The 25,120-nt window shown below is 34.6% G+C and carries 18 protein-coding genes; 12 read left to right on the plus strand and 6 right to left on the minus strand.

The window, feature by feature from the left end; all coding sequences use genetic code 11:
* Positions 1-29: 29 nt before the first annotated feature.
* The 6 genes from H2O64_RS19075 to H2O64_RS19100 form a co-directional block, all read right to left on the minus strand.
* Positions 30-1,199 carry a formimidoylglutamase gene (locus H2O64_RS19075; RefSeq protein ID WP_187563824.1) on the minus strand — a complete coding sequence of 390 codons (1,170 nt, stop codon included), beginning with the start codon at positions 1,197-1,199 and terminating at the stop codon, positions 30-32.
* The gene (topA, locus tag H2O64_RS19080) at positions 1,199-3,706 is read right to left on the minus strand and encodes a type I DNA topoisomerase (protein WP_187563825.1); all 2,508 of its coding nucleotides are present in this window, start codon (positions 3,704-3,706) and stop codon (positions 1,199-1,201) included. The genes H2O64_RS19075 and topA overlap by 1 nt, the downstream gene beginning before the upstream one ends.
* 105 nt (positions 3,707-3,811) lie before the next feature.
* Entirely contained in the window at positions 3,812-5,008 is a 1,197-nt protein-coding gene (locus H2O64_RS19085) for a hypothetical protein (RefSeq protein ID WP_187563826.1), read from the minus strand.
* Positions 4,995-5,591 (minus strand): RNA polymerase sigma factor, encoded by a 597-nt coding sequence (locus H2O64_RS19090; protein ID WP_187563827.1) that lies wholly within the window; start codon positions 5,589-5,591, stop codon positions 4,995-4,997. Before H2O64_RS19090 ends, H2O64_RS19085 begins: the two co-directional genes overlap by 14 nt.
* Positions 5,585-6,652, minus strand: coding sequence for a hypothetical protein (locus H2O64_RS19095; protein ID WP_187563828.1), 1,068 nt, complete (start codon positions 6,650-6,652; stop codon positions 5,585-5,587). The genes H2O64_RS19090 and H2O64_RS19095 overlap by 7 nt, the downstream gene beginning before the upstream one ends.
* Before the next feature lie 138 nt (positions 6,653-6,790).
* Positions 6,791-8,026, minus strand: coding sequence for an LVIVD repeat-containing protein (locus tag H2O64_RS19100; RefSeq protein WP_187563829.1), 1,236 nt, complete (start codon positions 8,024-8,026; stop codon positions 6,791-6,793).
* 166 nt (positions 8,027-8,192) lie between these two features.
* Between H2O64_RS19100 and miaB the strand changes: the two genes are divergently transcribed.
* The 12 genes from miaB (at position 8,193) to H2O64_RS19160 (ending at position 24,784) form a co-directional block, all read left to right on the plus strand.
* Positions 8,193-9,638, plus strand: a complete 1,446-nt coding sequence (gene miaB, locus H2O64_RS19105; protein ID WP_187563844.1) for a tRNA (N6-isopentenyl adenosine(37)-C2)-methylthiotransferase MiaB — start codon at positions 8,193-8,195, stop codon at positions 9,636-9,638.
* Between the two features lie 40 nt (positions 9,639-9,678).
* On the plus strand, positions 9,679-10,632 hold the full coding sequence (locus H2O64_RS19110; RefSeq protein WP_187563830.1) for a hypothetical protein: 954 nt from the start codon (positions 9,679-9,681) through the stop codon (positions 10,630-10,632).
* 48 nt (positions 10,633-10,680) lie between these two features.
* Positions 10,681-11,670 carry a hypothetical protein gene (locus tag H2O64_RS19115; protein ID WP_187563831.1) on the plus strand — a complete coding sequence of 330 codons (990 nt, stop codon included), beginning with the start codon at positions 10,681-10,683 and terminating at the stop codon, positions 11,668-11,670.
* 18 nt (positions 11,671-11,688) lie between these two features.
* The gene (locus tag H2O64_RS19120) at positions 11,689-12,948 is read left to right on the plus strand and encodes a sigma 54-interacting transcriptional regulator (protein ID WP_187563832.1); all 1,260 of its coding nucleotides are present in this window, start codon (positions 11,689-11,691) and stop codon (positions 12,946-12,948) included.
* Positions 12,949-12,954: 6 nt separating this feature from the next.
* Positions 12,955-13,458, plus strand: a complete 504-nt coding sequence (lptE, locus tag H2O64_RS19125; protein ID WP_187563833.1) for an LptE family protein — start codon at positions 12,955-12,957, stop codon at positions 13,456-13,458.
* A gap of 1 nt (position 13,459) precedes the next feature.
* Positions 13,460-14,452: a hypothetical protein gene (locus tag H2O64_RS19130; protein ID WP_187563834.1), complete on the plus strand. Its 993-nt coding sequence runs from the start codon at positions 13,460-13,462 to the stop codon at positions 14,450-14,452.
* Between the two features lie 5 nt (positions 14,453-14,457).
* Positions 14,458-14,811 (plus strand): preprotein translocase subunit SecG, encoded by a 354-nt coding sequence (gene secG / locus H2O64_RS19135; RefSeq protein ID WP_187563835.1) that lies wholly within the window; start codon positions 14,458-14,460, stop codon positions 14,809-14,811.
* 150 nt (positions 14,812-14,961) lie between these two features.
* Positions 14,962-15,240 (plus strand): co-chaperone GroES, encoded by a 279-nt coding sequence (locus H2O64_RS19140; protein ID WP_187563836.1) that lies wholly within the window; start codon positions 14,962-14,964, stop codon positions 15,238-15,240.
* A gap of 84 nt (positions 15,241-15,324) precedes the next feature.
* On the plus strand, positions 15,325-16,959 hold the full coding sequence (groL, locus tag H2O64_RS19145) for a chaperonin GroEL (protein WP_187563837.1): 1,635 nt from the start codon (positions 15,325-15,327) through the stop codon (positions 16,957-16,959).
* 124 nt (positions 16,960-17,083) lie between these two features.
* Entirely contained in the window at positions 17,084-19,426 is a 2,343-nt protein-coding gene (locus H2O64_RS19150; RefSeq protein WP_187563838.1) for a hypothetical protein, read from the plus strand.
* 161 nt (positions 19,427-19,587) lie between these two features.
* The gene (locus H2O64_RS19155; protein ID WP_187563839.1) at positions 19,588-21,924 is read left to right on the plus strand and encodes a hypothetical protein; all 2,337 of its coding nucleotides are present in this window, start codon (positions 19,588-19,590) and stop codon (positions 21,922-21,924) included.
* 403 nt (positions 21,925-22,327) lie between these two features.
* Positions 22,328-24,784, plus strand: a complete 2,457-nt coding sequence (locus H2O64_RS19160) for a hypothetical protein (protein WP_187563840.1) — start codon at positions 22,328-22,330, stop codon at positions 24,782-24,784.
* Positions 24,785-25,120 lie beyond the last annotated feature (336 nt).

The following is a 25,120-nucleotide window of genomic DNA, read 5'->3' on the forward strand; positions in this document are numbered from 1 at the left end:
TAATTTTTAGGTTTTGTTAACACGCTTATTTAATTTATACTTTTTTTATACGCCATCCACCATCTTTCAGGGATTATTTGATTGCATGCATTCAAATAATCTTGGTGTGTGCAAGGTAATAACGTATGTCTTTTTAATTTATTATTCAAACTTGAAATAAATGGTATTTCTATCCACCATCTTTCAGTTCTGTTACTTTTGTAAAAGATCATCTCTTCTACATCATTTGGCACAATATACTTCAAATAATCATCTTTTGACGCAAATGGATAATCATTAACACGATAATTTACCCCTTCAATGAAATACCAGATCATTTGCGCTACCAACATTGCTGTGATTTCTTCGTCTCTAGAATTTTTATATTCAAAGATTCCAAATGAAGATACTTTGTCGCTAATTCCCGCATAACGACTGATGGCACAGATTTCTTTTCCGTCCAACCCGTTTGGTGATGTATTTTGGTTTCCGCTTACTTCAGAAGCTTTTACCGCAGACAAATCGATTCCCACAATATCCGCATCACGCGTAATTGGCTCAACAATACTTATGTCATTTGATACCTTTCCTAAACGATACGTATCAAAAAACAATTTCTGCATTAAGTCTATTTCTTCTTGTGCATTGAAATAGGTTTGATAACCAATGTTGCTGTAATTAAATAAATTGTGTGGCGCTTCAACAATAATTTTCCCCATGTACGAATGATTGCTCACCGTTTGACTCACTGCACCAAAATCAAATTTATTGTCAACATTGACAATGTTCACCATTTGCTCCAAGTTGTCATACGCTCTGTACATAGCGTACATTAAATCTTGACTTCCACCTATGATGATAGGAATGATATTTTTTTTGAGTAGCGGCTCCATGATTGTTTTTAAAGCTGCATACGTATCATCTACCGTTTCACCTTTATGCAGATTTCCAAGATCTACTATTTTATGACTCCAGTTTCCTGGAAATAAACTAAAAAGTGCTTTTCTAATTTCTAATAGATTGAGTTCTTCGCCCAAATAGTTGATATCACTCCGATTTTCCAATACGGCAATTATTGCAAATTTTGCATCCGCTACCGTTTCAGGAATTCCATGTTTGGAAGTATGAACCGTTATTTGGTTTCCTAATGCTTGTTTGGACAGTAATTCATTATGAGCAATCAATAAATCATTGACTGGTGATAGAAATTCAAATTCCATTATTTTTTAGCTTTTGCTTTTGCTTTAGGCTTCGCTTTTGCCTTTGCTTTCGCTTTTTTCTTCGGAGTTTTCTCCTCAATCATTTTTTGAACTTCTTCCAACGTTAGTTTTGTTGCATCTACCGTTTTTGGAAGTTCTATTTTTATTTTTCCTTTGAGAATGTTGCTGCGTCCCCAACGTGCTTTTTCCACGCGGATTCCTTCTGCTTCCCAATTATGGATAACTTTATCAATCTCTTTTTGCTTTTTCTCTTCTATCAATTGCTCAATATCTTCTTGCGAAAGATTGTCAAAGTCATATTTTTTATTCACATTGATAAAGATTCCGTTCCACTTAAGGAAAGGACCAAAACGCCCTACTCCTTTGGTTACATCATGCGTTTCGTATTGTGCTATTGGCGCATCTGCTTCTTCACGTGCTTTAATCAATTCCAAAGCTCTGTCCATTTCTACACTTAATGGATCTTCTCCTTTGTCAAGTGAAATGAATTTTTTACCCAATTTTACATACGGACCAAAACGACCGTTGTTTACCTCAACAGTTTCACCTTTGTACTCTCCAAGTGCTTTTGGCAACTGAAATAAATCCATTGCTTGTTCAAAAGTGATCGTGTTTAATTGCTGATCAGGACTTAGACTCGCAAATTTTGGTTTTTCTTCATCGTCAACGGTTCCAACTTGAACCATCGGTCCAAATTTCCCTAAGCGCACACTTACTTGTTTTCCTGATACTGGATCTTTTCCTAAGATACGTTCTCCAGATTCGCGCTCAGCATTTTCTTTTACATCTTCTACTTTTGGATGAAAGTCATTGTAGAAAGTTTTCATCATGTCTTTCCACTCTTCTTTTCCTTCTGCAATATCATCAAAGTCTTGTTCTACTTTCGCTGTGAAGTTATAATCTAGAATTGAAGCGAAATTTTTCACCAAGAAATCATTTACAATCATTCCAATATCGGTTGGCACTAATTTCCCTTTGTCCGAACCAACTTTTTCTGTCAATTCTTTTTCAATGATTTTATTCGCTTTTAAGGTAAGTTGCTCGTAGTTTCTTTCTACGCCATCAACTGTTCCTTTTTCAACGTAACCTCTGTTTTGAATTGTAGAAATGGTTGGCGCATAAGTAGACGGTCTTCCAATTCCTAGTTCTTCTAATTGTTTTACGAGAGATGCTTCCGTAAATCTATAAGGTGCTTGTGTATATCTTTGTGTGGCAGTTATGTATTGGTTTGCAAGTTTTTCACCAACTTTTAGCGCTGGTAACATTCCGTCTTGCTCTTCGTCTTCATCATCTTTTCCTTCTAGGTATACTTTTAGGAAACCTTCAAATTTTAACACTTCTCCGTTTGCTGTAAAGCGTTCATTGTGCGTATCAACTTCAATTTTAGCATTGGTACGTTCCAATTGTGCATCGCTCATTTGAGATGCAACAGTACGTTTCCAGATTAATTCGTATAAACGAACCTGATCGTATTCAGCACTTACGCTATGGTTTTCCATATTCGTAGGTCTGATTGCCTCATGCGCTTCTTGTGCACCTTTTGCTTTGCTTTTATAGTTTCTTGGCTTGCTATATGCTTCTCCATACGAACGAATGATTTCTGCTTCCGCTGCACTTTTTGCATCGTTAGACAAGTTTACACTATCTGTTCTCATGTATGTAATGTAACCTGCTTCGTACAAACGCTGTGCCAATGTCATTGTTTTACTTACTGAGAAATATAGCTTTCGCGATGCTTCTTGTTGTAGTGTTGATGTCGTAAATGGCGCGGCTGGTGATTTTTTTGCTGGCTTTGTTTCTAGGTTGGCAATTTTGAAGTTTGCGCCCACATTTTTAGCCAAAAAATCTTTTGCTGCTTGATGCGTTGGAAATGTTTTGTTGAGTTTTGCTTTGAATTTTTTTCCTTCAGAGTTTAAGAATTCGGCAGCTACTTTGAAAGATGCTTGTGGCTTGAAGTCTTGAATACTGCGTTCACGCTCAACTATTAAACGTACAGAAACCGATTGCACTCTTCCGGCAGATAATCCACCTTTTACTTTTCTCCAAAGTACTGGCGACAATTCATATCCTACTAATCTGTCTAAGATTCTTCGGGCTTGTTGTGCATTTACTAAGTTGTAATCAATGTCTCTTGGATTGTCTATTGCTTTTAGAATCGCGGTTTTGGTAATTTCATGAAAAACGATTCGCTTTGTACGCTCTGGCGTAAGCTTTAATGTTTCTGCCAAATGCCATGCAATTGCTTCTCCTTCACGATCCTCATCACTAGCGAGCCAAACCATTTCTGCTTTCTTCGCTAAGTCCTTTAGCTTTTTTACAACTGCTTTTTTATCATCGGAGACAATATATTGTGGTTCAAAATCACCATCTACATTTACACCTAATTCTTTGGAAGGTAAGTCTGCAATGTGTCCAAAACTCGATTCTACTTTATAATCTTTTCCAAGAAATTTTTCGATCGTTTTTGCTTTTGCGGGTGACTCAACAATTACCAGATTCTTTGCCATACATTGATTTTTCAGAGTACAAAAGTATATAGATTTTTAAATATTGACGTACTTTTTTTGTTTTTATACTTTTTTTATACTTAGAATGAATCATTTTTGGGAACTTTAAAAATCATATTTTACTCCAATGATAAATCCTCCATATTTCTTATTTCCGAGATAATCAATGTAAGGTGAGAGTTCATATTTGAATACAAGTGCAATTTTCTTGTAGTTCAATGCGGTCGCCAATCCGTAATTAATTTTTTGCTCAAAAAAGTTTGCGTTAATGTTGTTGAAAAGCTCATTGTTTGGCGAGTAGATTTCATATCCTAAGTACGCACCAGCTTCTATTCCAAAATTCCCAAACCTTTTTTCGATATTCGTATTTATATTTAGACTCAATTCACCACTATTGAAACTGATAGAATCATTTTTGAACCTTAAATTCCTAAATTGCAACGCAGCTCCATAGTTAAGAGAGTAGTTGTTTTTTAGCTTTTTTTCTTTTGTATACGATACTTCTATGACATACGATTTTGAAATTTCGTAATTGTTAGAAGTGAAAAACCCGTTCAGCCCAACCATTAAGTCTAAGTTTTCGGAGAAGTCAGTTGCTTTTGCCTTTTTAGATTTCTTTTTACGTTTCTTTTTGAGTGTTTCTGGCGTGATGAGTTCCCAAGGAAATAGTTTTACACCTACATTTTCTAGCAAGAATGCTTCATCTCCATCATTTTCAGCAATACCAAATTGATTTTTATTTTGCGAGTTTGTGATCGAGTTTAACTTATTATTGGATGCAGCTTTATTTTTTTCGTTGTTTAATTTTGAATTGATTCCTGCCTTCGTTTCCACAATTCCATTTTCATTTCCAGAAACCGTATTTGAAGTTTTACGCGGTTGTTTGTTTGTTGCAGCTTTTGTTGCTGACGTGTCCGTTCCAGCTTGACTGGTATTATTTTTAGAGATTAAAGTGGAATCTGAAGTAGCGTCTGAAACTGAAGTTGAATCAAGATCTGAAGTTGAAATCACCTTTGTATTTGCGCTATTGTTTGAATTGTTATTGTTGCCAGATTTTATTTGTTGTAAATTTTTGTTCGTTACCGAATTGTTCTCAATGTCACTATCGGAATTGAAATTGATTCCTTGATAGATTCCAAAAGAACCCAAAAGTGCAAACAGGAAGATGAAAACGAAAAATATGCTGCGCTTTTTACGCTTCATTTTCCCCTGAATATCATTCCAACCGCCTTTGGAAGGAACTGCTGTACGATTTGAAAGCTCGCTTTTGGCAAGCGCGTCTATGTAATCAAAATCTTCCATTGGACTTTTTTATGGTGGTTATTTGTTCTTTTAATAGTTTTCGGGCTCTGAATAAACGTGTTTTTGAAGTCGGCTCTGGTATTTTTAAGAGTTCTGAAATTTCTCGATGCGAATATCCTTCTATCGCATAGAGATTGAAAACCACTTTAAACTCCATAGGGAGCTGCATGACTAAACGCTGAATTTCAGAGACTTCTTCTACAGGTTCCTGATAGGTTTTTTGATGTTCTAAAATCGTTTCACTTTGATCGGAGATGATGAATTTCTTTTTCCGTAGAAAAGACAAACTTTCTCTAATCATAATTTTACGGACCCAACCTTCAAAACTTCCTTCCGATTTATATGTTTTGATGTTGAAAAAGACTTTTACAAAACCATTATTCATAACTTCTTCCGCCATGGAACGATCAGAAATAAAGTTCAAACAAGCACCTAACATTTTGGGTGCGAGCGATTCGTAAACTGCTTTTTGAACCAGTTCGTCGCTTGCCCGCAATCCATCAATGTTATGTATTTCCTTTTTCGTATTTCCCAATAATGGTTGACCTATTTGGTGGTTTTGTATTTTTATTACTTTTAGCAACTTATAGACTGAATTTCAATTGGTATGAGTATAAAATCTGTGCTCCCAATATAATCAATACGCACATATATTATTTGCACACTCGCTGTGTTTTGATACGAAGTTTGCGACAACGGATTGACTTGATTGTTAGCATCTTCTTCAGTTTCGTAGAAAGCAATTGTATCATCTATTGTGAGTTCGTCTAAGTTACTTATTTGAATAATGCAAGGTATGTAATCTTCAAATATAAATTCTGAAATTTCTGAACCAACAACATCTTCACATTCTACAAAGACCAATGTAGTACAGTAATTTTCTTCGTCACATTCTTTTGTTAGTAAAAATGTTCCTGTGTCATTTGTAAACGTCATTTCATCGTTTGATAAAAGTTGTGTTTTCCAATCAAAATTCCAATCGATTCCAGTCATATCAGTCATATCAATAATGTTAATTGTAATGTTTGTATGTAATTCGTCTTCAATAAAGTACACAATTCGCGCACCTTCATATTCAATTCCGTTGTTGTAGAATTTTAAGGTTCCGTCGTTTGCAATGTTGAATACCGCATTTTCATAGGTGTCTTCGCCGTCTGTGTGACTTACAATCCAAACGCATTCTTCTTGTACTAAACGACAATTCCCTGCTATTTGATCTTGTTGTGCTAAAATACAATCGTCAATTGCTTGTTTGAGTTCGTCTTTGTTTTGAATTAAAAATTCATCGCCATTGTCAAGAATACTTTGAATTGGAAAACTGATTCCAATACTGTTTCCGGCTGCGATTCCTTCTAAAATGCTACTAAATTGCGGATCGCTTGAAACTACATGTTGTGCTACTGGCAATAAATCAGTATTAAATTCTAACAGTGTAAACGAATAGAGAAATTTGATACACGTAATTTCATCATCATCGTCTGTTTCGGCTACGCGCTCAATGAGACCGAATAATTCAGATTCTTTTTGAATTAGGTTTTCAATATCGACAGTTCCGACTTCTTCATTATCGTCCAAATCGGAACACGAAAAAGTGAAGAATCCGATAAAGGCGAATATTGCTATTTTTAAAAGTTGATTTTTCATTATAATGGTTTTGTTAATGTTTCTATTGGTATAGACGTGTTGATTTTTGAAAAGGTTCCCAAAAAGAATAAAAAAAGCCTACTTTTTTAAAAATAGGCTTGTATCAAAAGCGTTCTGCTGATATGTTTTTATATTTATTTATTGAATTGTAAACTCGCTTAAGAGTTCAATTCCTGTATCAGTGTAGCTATATTGTGTTAGTTTGTTAGCGCCGATCATAAGTAATTTATCTCCTAACGGAATGACATCATACGCATTGATACTTGCGTATGTTTGAAGTAGTTGCAAGTTTGACACATCTGCTTTGTTGTATACTTTTAATCCGGAAGCACCATCACATATAAATAAGTGATCGTTTTTGATTCCTAAACCATACGGTTCGTCCATGAAATAAGTTTCTTCCAGTTGCGGATTGTAAATGTCTGTGATGTTTATAATTTCTAGTCTACTTTCCAACATTTGCGTTTCGCCATCCATACAACTTGCGCCAGCACGAAGGGTTACATACGCATAGTTCCCATCAACTACCACAGGATCACAAAATTTTAAATGATCAAAATCTGAAATGTATTGTGGTGAACTTGGTTGTGAAATGTCATAAATATACATTCCCGATCTGGTTCCGATGAATAACTTATCATTTTCATGAAAAATAGTTTCTGCTTCCCAAGTGACATATTCTTCATTCACTTTTACAGGCGAAGTTAAATTTTGAATATCAAATACATTTATTTTAGAATTATCTACTGCATATAAATAATCGTTTACAATTTTGAAGCGCGCTAATGATCCTCCTGAACCAGAAGAATTACCGCTTGAATCACCTACTGAGATCGCTTCGTCATCATACTGTATCACTTCTCTACGCTCAACGGTAACTTGCCAACCGACAATGATATCGTTTTGATAATCATAGTCATCCCAATTATAAAACTGGGCTTCTTCAGGGTATTCAATATAGTTTTCAAGAACATTTTCTACACGTCCAACCATTTGTATATTATTAATGTCAGCAATATTAAAAACGACTAAATCCATTCCGCTATCTGCATACAAATAATCACCTTTTATAGAAACATCTCTGTTTAATGGAATTTTTAAGAAGTTGATTCTTGATGGCTGCAACGGATTTCTATTGTCAATGACATGAACACCTTTGTCTACATCATTTATAAAAATATACTGTTGATACGCATATATTTTTCCAGATGTTGTAATATTCTGTACAGGTAAGATTTCTACGGAAGATCGCAATTCTTCGACACTTAATGTAATTGGTTTTGCAACTTTATAATACTCAAATTGCTGATCGTCAGAAGAACAGGATACGAAAAGACATCCTATTAAAAATAAGAATAGATACTTAAATTTCATGGCGCGTTGGTTTTAATTAGATACAATATAGATACATTTTCACAAATAGGGTTGCGTAGCGCTGCAAACTATTTTTATTTAACATGTCATTATGTCACTTGTTTTGAAATAATTCTATCTTTGCATCTTAATTGATAGAGAACTCACGGATCACATTATACTTATGGTGGAGAAGATTATAGACGAAGAGAAACAGGGAGAACATATTGTTTTAACCCAAAATCCTACAAACACACGAAAACTATATATTGAAAGCTATGGTTGTCAGATGAATTTTGCAGATAGCGAAGTAGTGGCTTCTATTTTAGCAAAAGAAGGATTCAACACCACAAATCGTTTAGAAGAAGCTGATTTGGTGTTGGTGAATACGTGTTCTATCAGAGACAAAGCAGAACAAACGGTTCGGAAACGTCTAGAAAAATACAACGCTGTCAAAAGACTCAATCCAAAAATGAAAGTTGGTGTATTGGGCTGTATGGCAGAACGCTTAAAAAGTAAATTCTTAGAAGAAGAAAAAATTGTAGATATGGTCGTTGGACCAGATGCATACAAGGATTTACCAAATTTACTCCAAGAAATTGACGCTGGACGCGACGCAATAAACGTAGTACTTTCAAAAGATGAAACCTACGGTGACATTTCACCTGTTCGTTTAAATACAAACGGAATTAACGCATTGGTTTCCATCACGAGAGGTTGCGATAATATGTGTACGTTTTGTGTAGTTCCGTTTACGCGTGGACGCGAACGTAGCCGTGATCCACAATCGATTATTGAGGAAATTCAAGAGTTATCGGATAAAAATTTCAAAGAAATCACGCTCTTAGGTCAAAATGTAGATAGCTTTTTATGGTATGGCGGCGGCTTGAAGAAAGATTTCGAAAAAGCATCTGATATGGAAAAAGCAACTGCAGTAGATTTTGCAAAGTTGTTGGATATGGTAGCGAGAAAATTTCCAAAATTACGCATTCGTTTCTCTACATCAAACCCGCAAGACATGCATGAAAATGTATTTCACGTCATGGCTGCGCACAAAAATATATGTAAACACATTCACTTGCCAGTACAAAGTGGAAGTGATCGCATCTTAAAAGAAATGAATCGTTTGCATACGCGTGAAGAATATTTTACCTTGATAGACAAGATTCGCGAAATATTGCCAAATTGTGGAATCTCGCAAGATTTAATTGCTGGTTTTCCAACAGAAACGGAAGAAGATCATCAAGATACACTTTCGTTAATGGAATATGTAAAATATGATTTTGGATACATGTTTACCTATTCGGAACGCCCAGGAACTATGGCTGCACGAAAAATGGAAGACGATATTCCTGAAGCCACCAAAAAACGAAGACTTGCAGAAATCATTGAACTGCAACGATCGCATAGTGCCTACAGAACAAAATCGCATCTAAATACAGTAAAAGAAGTACTCATTGAAGGAACTTCCAAAAAATCCGATGCACATTGGATGGGAAGAAGTTCTCAAAATACGGTGGTAGTTTTTCCAAAAGAAAACTATCAATTGGGTGAATTTGTAAATGTAAAAATACACGATTGCACTTCAGCTACCTTAATTGGTGAAGCTATTGGACTTTCAGAAAATAACTAAACATGAAATCACTTTCATGTACAATCAAAAAACGGAACTAATGAAAAAAACTCTTTTAATCACCTCGATACTACTAGCATTTGTATGTTTTTCGTGTGATGACGAACTTTTAGACAGTGACATTGTCATTCAGAATCCAACAACAGGTACGCCAACCGATCCAACCGATCCGACTGATCCAACAGATCCGACTGATCCGACTGACCCAACAACAGGCACGTTGACAACTTACAACTATGATGTAGATTCTACACTACCGCTTTTTGGAACGATCAATACAAATACAGATTTTAACATCTCAGGAGGCGTTGTAACTTCTGTTAATATTGAAGTAATTTTTGGAGGAGTACCAACTGATGCTGTTGGCGTGTACACACGCGATGGAAATGGCAGAATTATTCGTTTAGATGCTACTACCGAAGGTGTTCCGTCTGAGGCTACAACTATAAATTACACTGGCGATAACATTTCAGAAATAGTATATGAAGATTTACTAGATCCAACCGAGAATTACACACATAGTTTTGCGTATGCTGGAAATACAGTCACACGAACAACTACGGACACCAATGAAAGCATCGTGTATACGTTTGATACAAATAGTCAATTGATTTCAGTAGAAGCACTTTCAGGAACAACAAGTACGCAAACAGAAACACTCACATACGCAGGCGGAAATTGTGTAGCTACGACAACAACAGGATCAAACAATGGATCATTCACACTTACGTATGATACCTTTACAAATCCTTCAAAAGCAGTATTTAATGACCAATATCTATTCAGTATTTTTAATATCGAATACGAAGATGAAGTAGGAACTACAATTGCAACTTTTCACAGCACTAACAATTGGACAGGAGGTCAAGACAGTGGACAAAATGTTGTATACACTATAACTTACAATACAGACAATAACATCACAAGTAGAGCTGGAACATTTGATTTAGGTGATGGTTTTTTATTTACATTAGATGAGACATTTCAATATTAATAGTTTGAATTATTAAATTGTAAAAGAAAAGTATTTAACAATAAACCGATGAAAAAAACATTTTTACTTACCACAATATTACTAGCTTTTTTCTGCTTTTCATGTGACAATGAACCGTATGATGGTGAAATTTTCATAGAAACTCCTATCATAGTAAATCCAACAGATCCAGTAGACCCTGTTGATCCCGTAGACCCAGTAGACCCGACAACACCAGGAAGTTCATTACAACTTAATGATTATGATTATATCAAAAATTTTTCTGATGTCGCAGGAGGCGGTGAAACTACCTTTATTACTGATTTTGTAATTAACACAAACAATCAATTTACAGCTCAAAATACGAGTATTACCTTTTTCGGAATTACCGTTAATGGTGTTGGTAATGTTATTAGAGATCAAAATAGTAGAGTTACAGAACTCAGAACTACGGTAGATGGTGTAGTCATCAATAGAACTATTGTAACCTACAACTTAAACAAAATTTCACAAATTGATTACGAAGATTTACAAGATGCCGCAGATAGTTTCACATTTGCATTCATACATAACAACAACGTGATTACACGCACAAAAGAAGGAACAAACTTTTCTACGAGGTTTACATTTGATGCGACCACGAGTAAACTTGTCAATAGAGAAACCATGGAAAATGATATCGTAATCAAAACAGAAGCTATTTCGTATGATACTGCTGGAAACTTAACTTCTACTGTCTTTACAGGACAAGATGCAAACACATTTACGTACACGTATGATAATAATACAAATCCTTTGCGCAATTCGCTAAACGATTTATACGTGTTTTCTATCTTAAATGATGAATATGATGATCAATACGAACATTGGCAAGCGGTTATATACAGTACTAACAATTTAATAAGTGCTACTACATCACAAGGCAGTTCTAACTTAGATGTTCAGTATGACGCAAACAATAGAATTATGAGTAGAAACGGAACAATTTTTACATCAGTTCCGACAATTTCTAATGATGTAACGATTACAATTGACGAAACATTTCAATACATAAATTAAAAATATAACAACAAACACATGGAATCCATTCAAGCGATCAAACAACGTTTTGGAATCATTGGCAACGATGCTGGACTCAATCGTGCCATTGAAAAAGCCATACAAGTATCGCCAACCGATATTTCTGTGCTCGTAACGGGTGAAAGTGGTGTTGGAAAAGAAAGTATTCCTAAAATAATTCACTCGCTTTCGCATAGAAAACACGGAAAATACATTGCTGTAAACTGTGGAGCTATTCCAGAAGGAACAATTGACAGTGAACTATTTGGACACGAAAAAGGTGCTTTTACAGGCGCTACACAAACACGAAACGGATATTTTGAAGTTGCCGATAATGGAACCATCTTTTTAGATGAAGTTGGAGAATTACCACTTACAACACAAGTGCGTTTACTAAGAGTTTTAGAAAATGGCGAATTTATCAAAGTAGGTTCTTCTAAAGTGCAAAAAACGGACGTTCGAATTGTGGCAGCAACCAATGTAAACATGTTTGACGCCATCAAAAAAGGAAAATTCAGAGAAGACTTATATTATCGTTTAAGCACGGTAGATATTGCGCTTCCACCATTGCGCGCACGTAAAGATGACATTCACTTACTCTTCCGAAAGTTTGCGTCTGACTTTGCCATGAAATATAAAATGCCTTCCATTCGTTTGGATGAAAACGCTACGCAGCTATTAATAAAATATCGCTGGAGCGGAAACATTAGGCAACTAAGAAACGTAGCAGAACAAATTTCTGTTTTGGAAGAAAACAGAACGATTACCGCAGAAACACTCAGTCGCTATTTACCAAATACTTCTGGGAATTTACCAGCAGTCATTGAAAGCTCAAAAAGTGAAAGTGATTTCAGTTCGGAACGCGAAATTTTGTACAAAGTACTTTTCGATATGAAAAGTGATTTGAATGACTTAAAAAAACTCACGATGGAGCTGATGCAAAGTGGTGTTTCAGAAAAAGTCAAAGACGAAAACGAAAGTCTCATTCAAAAAATTTATGGTGAAGACGACAATGAAGATGTTTTTCAGGAAGAAGAAAATTCACCTGTAAAACTACTGCCTATTTCTTCAGAAACGAACGTAGTCGTTCCAGAAACAGATAAATATCACTTTGCCGAAGAAATTGAAGAAGAAGAAACACTTTCATTACACGATAAAGAATTAGAATTGATCAAAAAATCATTAGAGCGCAACAAAGGAAAACGAAAAGCAGCTGCTAGAGAATTAGGAATTTCTGAACGCACGCTTTATAGAAAAATCAAACAATTTGATTTATAAAATTATATGAAAAAGATAAAAATAATCATCGTTACGCTCATCGTAGCAATCACAGTAGTAAGTTGTGGCGTATACAACTTTACTGGAACTGGAGACTTGAATGCAAAAACGTATCAAGTAAACTTTTTCCAAAATAATGCGCCAATAATTGAACCTGGTTTGGATAGAGATTTTACACTTGCCTTGCAAGATTTAATACTAAACCAAACAAGCTTAGATTTAGTAAGAGCCAATGGCGACTTAGTATACGAAGGTGAAATTGTAGAATATCGTGTATCGCCAATGAGTGCTACGTCAAACAATACGGCTGCGCAAAACCGTTTAACGATTGGTGTGCAAGTTCGTTTTACACACACAAATAGACCTGAAGACGATTTTGACCAACGTTTCTCATTCTTCTTTGATTATCCAGCATCCACACAATTAATAAATGTACAAGATGCTGCGTATCTAGAAATTTTTGAACGAATCACACAAGATATATTCAACGCAAGTTTAGCAAAATGGTAATATGAACATTTCTGATTTTACATACATATTACAAAATCCAAAGCAAATCAATGTTTCGCAAACCGAAGCAATTGAAGCGATTACGAAAGAATTTCCATACTTTCAAGCTGCGCGTGTTGTACACTTAAAAGGATTAAAAAATCAGGATAGTTTCAAATACAATCAAAGCTTAAAAGTAACGGCTGCCTACACAAACGATCGTAGCATTCTGTTCGATTTTATTACTTCTAGAACGTTTGATCAGCATGAAATTTCGAGTACTATCAAAGAATTACACACCAATACAAGTGAAATTGAAGTTGATGTTGAAGAAGTAAAAGTGGATCAAAATCTTCGTATGGAAGACGCGATTAAGACAAAAATTCAGGAAGCTAATGCCATTCTTGATCCCGATTTATTTCAACCAAAAGTAATTCCTGTACCAATTGCAGCAATTACGGAAACTCCAAAAGAGAAAGAAAAAAAGAAGAAGAAAAAGAAGAAAAACAAAGAGAAGAAAGCGAAAAACAAAACAGTCGAAGTTGTCCAAATAGAAACTCCAGAAGAAACCTTAAAACTTGGAAAACCATTAACATTTGAAAAAAGTGAAAAGCACTCTTTCTCGGAATGGTTACAACTCACAAGTCTAAAACCAATTGATCGATCTGAGGAAAAAGAAGCTGCGCAAGAAGCTAAAATAGCGGAAAAAAAACCTGAAAATGAAGTTTCAAATGACGAAAAAGCAAAAAGATTTGATCTCATAGACAAGTTTATAGATAAAAAACCAAAGATAAAACCAGCGGCAACATTGGAGAAAACAATCAACCTAGCAAACGAGTCAAACGTAGACCAGTCAATGCTTATGACGGAAACTTTGGCAAAAGTTTATTTAGAACAAAAGAAATATAAAAAAGCAATTAAAGCTTATGATATTTTAATTTTGAAATATCCAGAAAAAAGTGGTTTCTTTGCAGACCAAATTCGAGCAATAAAAAAATTACAACAAAATAATTAGTACAAATGAGTTCAACTTATTACATTTTTATAATCTTAATCCTTATTGTAGCATTTTTATTAATGTTAGTAATAATGGTACAGAACCCAAAAGGTGGTGGATTATCTTCTTCTTTTGGCGGTGGCGGAAACCAACAAATCGGTGGTGTGCAGAAAACAACAGACTTTTTAGATAAAAGTACGTGGGCTTTGGCAACTATTTTAATTGGATTAATCTTAGTAACTAACTTTACAAACTTAAGTAGTGCTAGTAATAAATCTAAAATTACAGGAGATGCAGTTCCAACTACACAACAAGATACTACTCCTGCAGCTGATGACACGAACACATTAGATACAACAAAAAAAGAAGGTGAATAAAAATCCTTTCTAATACTATAAAAAAATGCCAGCTTATGACAAGCTGGCATTTTTTATTTCAATTTGTCAGCATTCGCACAATGGCACAATTTCTGACTAAATGATACCCGTAAATAATAACATAATTAATCAAATTAAATATTCAACAAAATGAGCAAAGTTAATATCAGACCACTCGCAGATAGAGTTTTGATTGCCCCATTGCCAGCAGCTACAAAAACTGCTTCAGGACTTTACATTCCAGATTCAGCGCAAGAAAAGCAGCAACGAGGAACAGTAGTTGCTATTGGATCAGGTAAAAAAGACGAACCTTTAACAGTAAAAGTTGGTGATACGGTTCTTTATGGAAAATTCTCTGGAACTGAAATCAAGTTTGAAGGAACTGATTACATCATCATGAGAGAAGAAGACATTTTAGCAATTATTTAATTGCAACGCTTTACGCGGATTAAATAACATAGTACAACAACTCTAGCCAAAAGCAAATAGCGAAAGGCTAACAACTAAAAAAACATGGCAAAAGATATAAAATTTGATATTGAAGCTCGCGACGGACTAAAACGCGGAGTGGACGCATTAGCAAACGCAGTAAAAGTAACCTTAGGACCAAAAGGAAGAAACGTAATCATAAGTAAATCATTTGGCGCGCCATCAGTAACAAAAGATGGTGTAACTGTTGCAAAAGAAATTGAGTTAGAGAATCCCTTAGAAAATATGGGAGCGCAAATGGTAAAAGAAGTTGCTTCTCGTACAAATGATTTAGCAGGAGACGGAACAACAACCGCTACTGTTTTAGCGCAAGCAATTGTAAAAGAAGGATTGAAAAATGTTGCTGCTGGTGCAAACCCAATGGACTTAAAAAGAGGAATTGACAAAGCAGTTATTGCAATTGTTGAAGACTTAAACAAACAAGCTAAAAAAGTTGGCGATTCTTCAGAAAAAATAAAGCAAATTGCTTCTATTTCTGCAAATAACGATGAAGTTGTCGGTGATTTAATCGCGAAAGCTTTTGGAAAAGTTGGAAAAGAAGGTGTTATTACTGTTGAAGAAGCAAAAGGAACAGACACGTATGTAGATGTTGTAGAAGGAATGCAGTTTGACAGAGGATTTTTATCACCATATTTTGTGACAAACTCTGAAAAGATGGAAGTAGAATTGGACAGTCCTTATATCTTATTATTCGATAAGAAGATTTCTTCCATGAAAGACTTAATGCCCGTATTGGAACCAGTTGCACAAACTGGAAAACCATTATTAATCATTGCAGAAGATGTTGACGGAGAAGCATTAGCAACTTTAGTAGTAAACAAACTAAGAGGTGCATTAAAAATTGCAGCTGTAAAAGCACCAGGATTTGGTGACCGTAGAAAAGCAATGTTGGAAGACATCGCAATCTTAACAGGCGGAACCGTTATTTCGGAAGAAAGAGGTTTCACCTTAGAGAATACGACTATTGACATGTTGGGAACTGCTGAAAAAATTACAATTGACAAAGACAATACAACCGTTGTAAACGGTTTTGGAGATGCAGATATGATCAAAACACGTGTTGGACAAATCAAAGCACAAATAGAATCAACTACATCTGATTACGATAAAGAAAAATTGCAAGAACGTTTGGCTAAATTAGCTGGTGGTGTTGCTGTTTTATATGTTGGAGCTGCTTCTGAAGTAGAAATGAAAGAGAAAAAAGACAGAGTTGATGATGCATTAAACGCAACAAGAGCAGCTGTAGAAGAAGGAATTGTTGCCGGTGGTGGCGTTGCTTTAGTTCGTGCGAAAGGTGTGTTAGAAAGTATTACGACAGACAACTTAGACGAAGTAACCGGAATCAAAATTATTGCACGTGCCATTGAAGAGCCATTACGTACCATTGTTTCTAACGCTGGTGGCGAAGGAAGTGTTGTGGTTTCAAAAGTAATGGAAGGTAAAAAAGATTTTGGATACAATGCAAAAACAGATGAGTATGTAGACATGCTAAAAGCTGGAATCATTGATCCTAAAAAAGTAACTCGTATTGCTTTAGAAAATGCAGCTTCTGTTGCAGGAATGATTTTAACCACAGAATGTGCGTTGGTTGACATCAAAGAAGAAGCTTCTGCTGGTGGAATGCCACCAATGGGCGGCGGTATGCCTGGAATGATGTAAGCATCAAAACAATATAAAATTTTAAAACTCCGAAAAAATATTTCGGAGTTTTTTTATATATAATGTTTTTTGGTATTCTTTTTGTGGAGTTTTCTTAATAAAAAAACATTAACACCAATTTACCATGAAAAAAAAATATTTGCTATTATTTATTGCGATCACCACAATTTTTAGTGTCTTTGGTCAACAAGAAAAAAACATTGAAGACGAATATTCCGCGTACTTCACACTTCCGAGAGAATCATTGTACTTACACTTAAACAAAACAAGCTATTTTACAGGAGAAGAAATTTGGTTCAAAGGATACACTTACGACAAAAAAAACCAACTTACCTCAAAAGCTACTACAAACATTAATGTTGGGATATACGATGAAACAGGAAAGCAACTTAAAAAAGCACTCTTTAAAGCTGAAAATGGCGTTGCACAAGGAAATTTTTCAGTCGATTCTACTTTCGTAGCTGGAACGTATTACATCAAAGCAGAAACCAATTGGATGAAAAACTTCAAGGAAAATGATGCATACATTCAGAAAATAGAAGTTTTCACCGAACAAGAAACAATAAAAAACAATGTGTATACTGATGAACAATTCGATTTTCAGTTTTTACCAGAAGGCGGACATATTGTAGCAAACACACTCAGTAATGTTGGTTTCAAAGTCATTAATGATCAAGGAAAAGGTGTTTCAGTTTCAGGAATTGTATATGATGAAGATCAAAAACAAGTCGCTTCCTTTGAAGGAAATCCGCTTGGTATGGGGAAATTTTTATTCCAACCAAAAGCAAATCATCAATATACTGCTGAAATCAAATTAGAAAACGGAACGATTCTTACCGAAACGTTGCCAAAAGCGAAAGAAACAGGTATTTCCATGATTCTAAACAATCCGTTTCCTGACAAAATTATCATCAATTTTAGCACTAACGAAAAAACCTTAGCGTACAATCCATCAAAACAATACAAAGTACTCATTCATCAAAATGGAAACCTTAAAACATTGTTATTGACATTTGATGATGCTACTGAAAAAATAATCAGTGTTCCGAAAAAAGACGTATTCAAAGGTGTCAATACAATTACCGTTTTTGACAACAATGAAAACCCAATTTTAGAGCGTTTATTTTTTAATGATTATTTCGTAAAAAAAGCAAACCTGAATATTTCAAAACTAAACACGGTTAATGATTCTATATTATTATCAATTAACGAATTAGCGTTACAAGAAAACGCAAATATTAGCATTTCTGTATTACCAGAAACAACAAAAAGTTACAATCCGAAGCATAACATTCTTTCTAATTTTTACTTAAAACCACATATAAAAGGTTTTGTTGAAAATCCGCAATACTATTTCTATAATATGAATCGAAAGAAAAAGTATGAGCTTGATATTTTATTATTGACACAAGGTTGGAGTCGCTACGATTGGAATGATATTTTTGGAAGTAAGCCCAATGGATTGAATCGTTTTGAAAACGGAATTACCATTCGCGGAAGAGTAAACAAACCAACTTCTGGTATAGATCGTTTGTTTTTACATGCAACAAAAAACCATTCTGCACGATTCATCACCTTAGAAGAAGATCAAAAATTTACTCTTGAAAATTTCTTTCTAGAAGAAGGTGAAGAAATTCGCTTCTCGTATGCAACTAAGAAAGGAATTTTCAGAAAACCAAGCATGTATCTTCGATTCAACATTACAAACAAAGAAGATCAAATTTCGGAAGTTATTTTAAACGATACAAAAACAACAAACACAGCGTCAGCAAGTTTTTCACTACCAAAAGATTTTATCTACAAAAACACTGAAGTACTGGACGAAGTTGTGGTAAAAACTGATAAAAGAACAAAATACAGAGATCCAATTTTACAAAATGGAGTCGTGACAGACATTACATTGGAAGAATATAATCGTTTTTACAACATTACAGACTTTATTGGCTTCAATGGCTTTTATCAAGTTTCTGAACAATTAGGTCGTGTTTCTATTGTGACAAGAAGGCGTCCGCAAGCGTCACCTGTAATTTATTTTGATGACGTTCGATTGCTCAACTTTAACATTCTATCTAACTTTTCTACGGCAAATGTAGAACGTATTATCATGGACAGAAACGGCATAGGCGAAGGTATGAATGCTGGTTTTGGTGGAGTTATTAAAATTTACACACGTAAAACGCCATTATTTAAAAGAGGTGAAGGCGAAGAAATGTATCTAGGCTCTAAAGCTCCTTTTGCTTTTGCAACTACAAAAAAATATTATGCGCCAAAATATGCTTCCTTCCAAAGCGATGTTTTTCAAGAATATGGCGCTATTTCGTGGATTCCAGAATTGAAGTTAGAAAAAGCGCAAGCAAGCAACTTCAAAATCTATGACACAAAAACAGATAACATTACCTTATACATTGAAGGAATTTCTGAAAATGGTGATTTAATTTCTGAGAAAAAGACGATTCAAATACGCTAATAGGCTGAATCAGCTCAGTGTGAACGTTTCAACTATATTCCAAAGAACTGCTTTTAAGATGTTAAAAGCAGTTTTGTTTTTTTATAAACATTGGGACGTTTTTAAGAAAAGACTCACTTAGAATTCCATATTTTTGTAATGTTAAAACCAACCTATTCAACATGAAATACAAGCACCTATTCCTTTTTATCTTTCTACTAAGCATATCACCTATTTTTAGTCAACAAGAAAAAAATATTGAAGACGAATACTCCGCGTATTTCACACTTCCCAGAGAATCATTGTATTTACACCTAAACAAAACAAGTTATTTCTCAGGAGAAGAAATTTGGTTTAAAGGCTATACCTACGATCAAAAAAACCAACTCACTTCAAAAGCCACCTCAAACATTAATGTTGGTATTTATGATGCAGAAGGAAAGCAGTTTAAAAAAGCATTGTTTAAAGCTGAAAATGGAGCAATGCAAGGAAGCTTTAAAATTGATTCTACCTTTTCTGCGGGAACGTATTATATAAAAGCAGAAACGAATTGGATGAAAAACTTCAAGGAAAATGATGCCTATATTCAAAAAATAGAAATCTTTACAGAACAAGTAGCCAAAAAAGACATAGTTACTAAAAAAGAGCGCTTCGATTTCCAGTTTTTACCAGAAGGTGGACATATGGTTGCTGACACAAAAAACGCAATTGGTTTTAAAGCTATTAATGAAAACGGAAAAGGTGTAGTTGCTTCAGGAATTGTATATGATGAAAACAAAAATGAAGTCGCTTCCTTTGAAGGGAATTCGCTTGGCATGGGGAAATTTTTATTTCAACCAAAAGCAAATCATCAATATACTGCTGAGGTCAAGTTAGAAAATAGAACACTACAAACAGTAGTCTTACCAAAATCTAAAGAACGTGGTATTTCTATGATTGTCAACAATCCATTTCCGGATAAAATCATCATCAATTTTAATACAAATAATGAAACTTTAGCAAATAATCCATCAAAAAAATATAAAGTACTAATTCATCAAAATGGGAACTTAAAAACGATTGCACTGAATTTTGATACTACAGAAAAAACAATTAGTGTCCTAAAAAAAGACCTTTTTAAAGGTGTCAACACCATTACGGTTTTTGACAACAATGAAAACCCTGTCTTAGAACGCTTGTTTTTCAATGATTACTTCGTAAAGAAAGCTAATATTAATATTTCAAAACTAAACACTACAAACGATTCTATACTATTTTCTATCAACAAATTAAACTTAGAAGAAAATGCAAATATTAGCATTTCGGTATTACCAGAAGTAACAAAAAGTTACAATCCTAAACACAATATCCTTTCTAATTTTCACTTAAAACCACATATCAAAGGTTTTATAGAAAATCCGCAGTACTATTTCCAAGATATGGATCGAAAGAAAAAATATGAACTTGATATTTTATTATTAACGCAAGGTTGGAGTCGCTATGATTGGAATGATATTTTTGGCAGTAAACCCAATGGATTAAATCGTTTTGAAAATGGAATTACTGTTCACGGAAAAGTAAATCGTCCAAACTCAGGAGTTAAACGCATCTTTTTATATGCGACGAAAAATCAACCAGCAAGTTTTATCGATTTAAATGAAAATCAAGAATTTACCATCGATAATTTCTTTTTGGAACAAGGAGAAGAAATTCGTTTCTCGCACATGAACAACAAAGGAGTCTTCAAAAAACCAAGTATGTATCTTCGATTTAACGTGTCGAATAATAAAGATTACATTTCGGATGTATTATTAGAAAACTCACAAACTACACAAACAGAAACGATTAATTTTACCGTTCCAGATAACTTTTTCTATGAGGATTCTCAGTTATTAGATGCTGTAGTTGTGGTAAAAAATCGGAACGAAGTATATAAAGATCCTATTTTGGTAAATGCCAAAGTAACCGATTTTACAGAGCAAGAATACAACCGTTTTATCAATATTACCGATTTTATAAACTACAACGGTTATAAAGTTTCAGAACAACTTGGTAAAGTTTCTATAATCACCCGAAGAGCTCCAAAAGCAGCACCTGTCATTTATTTTGACAATGTGCGAATCACAGATTTTAGCATACTTTTCAATCTTTCATCTTTCAATATTGAACGTGTTGTGATTGACAGAACAGGAGTTGGTGAAGGTGTAAATGCAGGTTTTGGTGGTGTCATAAAAATTTACACACGTAAAACACCATTATTCAAAAAAGGCGATGTAAGCAAAATGTATGTGAGTTCAAAAGCTCCATATGCGTTTGCTGTAACTAAAACATATTATTCGCCTAATTACACTTCATATCGCAGCAATACATTTCAAAAATATGGAGCTATTGCATGGATTCCTGAATTGAAGTTAACCAAAACGCAAGCTTCAAACTTCAAAGTGTATGATACACGCACCAAAAACATTACGCTATTCATTGAAGGAATTTCGGAAAGTGGTGATTTAATTTCTGAAAAAAGAACCATTCAAGTACGCTAACACTTCGGCTCCGCTCAGTGTAAACACTTTGACGGAGTTTATCTTGAGCAAAGTCGAAAGGCTCAGCGTCAACGTTCCGACGAAATTCATCTTGCGTAAAGTTGAAAGGTAAAAACAGCTCATTTCTTGTTTTGACTAAAAAATAGAAAAAAAATAAGTATCTTTAATTCAACTAATAATTTCAAACCATTGCTTTTGTTCCCTTTAAAATCATAGGTTGTATTGGTTAAGAATTCCCATTCTTTAATAATTTCTAAAAGACGGACGTCTAATTTCTAATAAGAAAACCGTCATTAAGAGTGAATTTATCCCGTAAAAATTCTCTTTTAGAAAACTATATTCAAGAAATAACTTCTTGTTTAACTAATTTTAGAAAAATTAAACCGATTAACCCATGTTAACTATGAAAAAGCATTACCACCTTTTTTGTGTCTTTTCACTAATTTCATTGCATGTTTTTGCGCAAACCGCAAGTTCTATTAGTGAACGTTACCAAGCACACTTTAAATATTCTGAAGAAGAAGCCGTATTTGTCCATTTAAACAAAACCACCTATTTAGTCGGTGAAGAAATTTGGTTTAAAGGCTACATTTTCAACAAACGAAATGAAGAAATCTCAGCAATCTCTACCAATTTGCACGTAGGTTTGTATGATGAAAATGGCAAGCAAGTAACCAAAGAATTATTCCGGATTCGAAATGGATGTACCAATGGAAACTTAAAATTAGACACATCTGTTCGTTCAGGAACCTATTATATAAAAGCTGCAACACAGCAAATGGTTGATGAACAATCTGCGGAAGTATTTATTGAAGAAATTACGATTTATGGCAAAGATATTCCTGTTCAAAAAATAGCAGATTCAACTACAAAAAAATATGACATTCAGTTTTTACCAGAAGGCGGACATCTTGTAAAAGGTGTTGAAAATACAATTGCTTTCAAAGCTATTAATCAAGAAGGAAAAGGTGTTTACGTCAATGGAATTATTTATGATGCAAGCGGCAATGAAGTCATTACGTATGAAAGTAACAATCTAGGTTTTGGCGTTTTTAAACTATTGCCCGAAAATAGAATTCAATACAAAGCAACAACTACTTTTGAAGAAGATAAAACAAGCGAACAAGTACTGCCAAAAGTCGCACCAACAGGAATTGCAATTCAGGTTGATAATTTAGCAAAAGATACCTTGAAAATTTCGCTCAGTACAAATCCAGAAACGTTACGCAGCATTGTTTCAAAAGAATACACATTACTAATTCACAAAGATGGCTGGGCGCGTTCCATGCCTTTTTCGTTTAAAAATACGGAGACAGTCGATTTGTCAATTGCTCGAAACAGACTGTTTAATGGTGTAAATACCATTACGTTATTTGATGGTAAAACACCTGTTTTGGAACGTATGTTTTTCAACAGAAAAGTAGTAAAAGAATTATCTGTAATGGTCAAAAAAACAGAAACAGAAGGCGATTTCTCTAAGTTTTCGCTCTATTTAATTAAAAACAAACCAAGGATCAGAGAAGCCAATGTGAGCATTTCCATTCTTCCAGCTACTAGCGAAGGGTACGATCCGGCGCATACTATTTTTTCTAGTTTCTATTTAAAACCATACATCCGTGGCGAAATAGAAAATCCGAAGTATTACTTTCCAAACAAAACAAAAACAAGAAGAAAAGCATTGGATGCGTTACTTATTACACAAGGTTGGAGTAAGTATGATTGGACAGCTATTTTTCAAGAGCAACCAAAACAACCGATAGCTTCACAAGGAATTACCATCAAAGGAACGGTAAACTTTCCTTTAAAAGGCATCAAAGGCATGTTTTTACACGACACAAAAGATCAAAAAGCACAATACATTCCTATTGATGACGAACGAAAATTTGTGGTCTATAATTTATATCCGGAAGCGGACGAAAAACTACGTTTCTCCTATATAAGTAATAAAAAAGAGTTTTCGCAACCAAAATTATATTTACGATACAATGTATCAAGCAAAAAAGATGCACTTCCTGAAAACGCAACTATCGATCGTGTTTTTAATGGTAAAAATAATATTTTCAGTCTTCCCGATGATTTTTTCCCTTCAGAAGCAGAAGCACTAGACAAAGTAGTTTTGAACGCTAAAAACAAGAATAAGAAGGAAAAAAAAGATCCGACGATGGTAAATGGAGTAGAAACAAAAATTACCGAAGTAGAATATTTGCGTTATCAAAGAGTTAGTGAATTCATTCAATACAACGGCAGTTTTGATGTTGTAGAAGGTTTGTCTTTAGGAAGACTAGAAATTACTTCAAGAAGAATGTTAACGCTCGGCGGATTACCCAGTACAAGAGAAGAACCATCTGTAGCTGGAGCTTCTACTACCGTTTCTATGACAAAAGGCAGTGGTAATGTATCTCCTTTAGTATTTATTGATGGTAATCCTTTAAAAAATTTCAATGTATTGGCCAACTTATCTATGGCAAGAGTAGAACGCATCATTATTGACAAAACAGGTTTGGGTTATGGAATGCGCGGAACAGGCGGTGTTATTAAAATATTCACACGAAAAACACCTTTAACACAAACCTCAACTGCAAGAAGAGATTCTTATGTATACAGTGTGCCGCCAATAGGATTTAGTGTTGCCAAACAATATTATACACCCAAATATCAATCGTTTTCAAATGATGCCTTTTTGAAATATGGTGCTGTCGATTGGCTACCAAATATTTACATTCCAAGAAGAGGTTCGTCTGATTTCATTGTAAAACACAAAGACTTAAAAGGCATTACGATGTTTATTGAAGGTGTTTCTAAAGATGGAAGTCTGATCTCTCAAAAAAGAACAATTACATTAATAGAAGACGAAGAATAACCTGCTGTTTAAAGGTGAGTTCGAGCTAATTGAATTACTTAATTTCGACACAAAATTCTTTCAGAATTTCACTCAATTTGACGTAATTCAAACTAAAAAATCGTCAATTCGAGTGATTTTCGAGAGAAAATCGTATCGAGAATAGGTTTTTTAGTGTATACAAACTTGTATCGAACTCGCTTTATTTTAAAAGCAAAAGTCGTCTAACAATCCAAGAGCGAAGCGATCCAAGAGCGAAGCGATCCAAGAGCGAAGCGATCCAAGAGCGAAGCGATCCAAGAGCGAAGCGATCCAAGAGCGAAGCGATCCAAGAGCGAAGCGATCCAAGAGCGAAGC

This window comes from Kordia aestuariivivens, assembly GCF_014397005.1.
Lineage (GTDB): Bacteria > Bacteroidota > Bacteroidia > Flavobacteriales > Flavobacteriaceae > Kordia > Kordia aestuariivivens.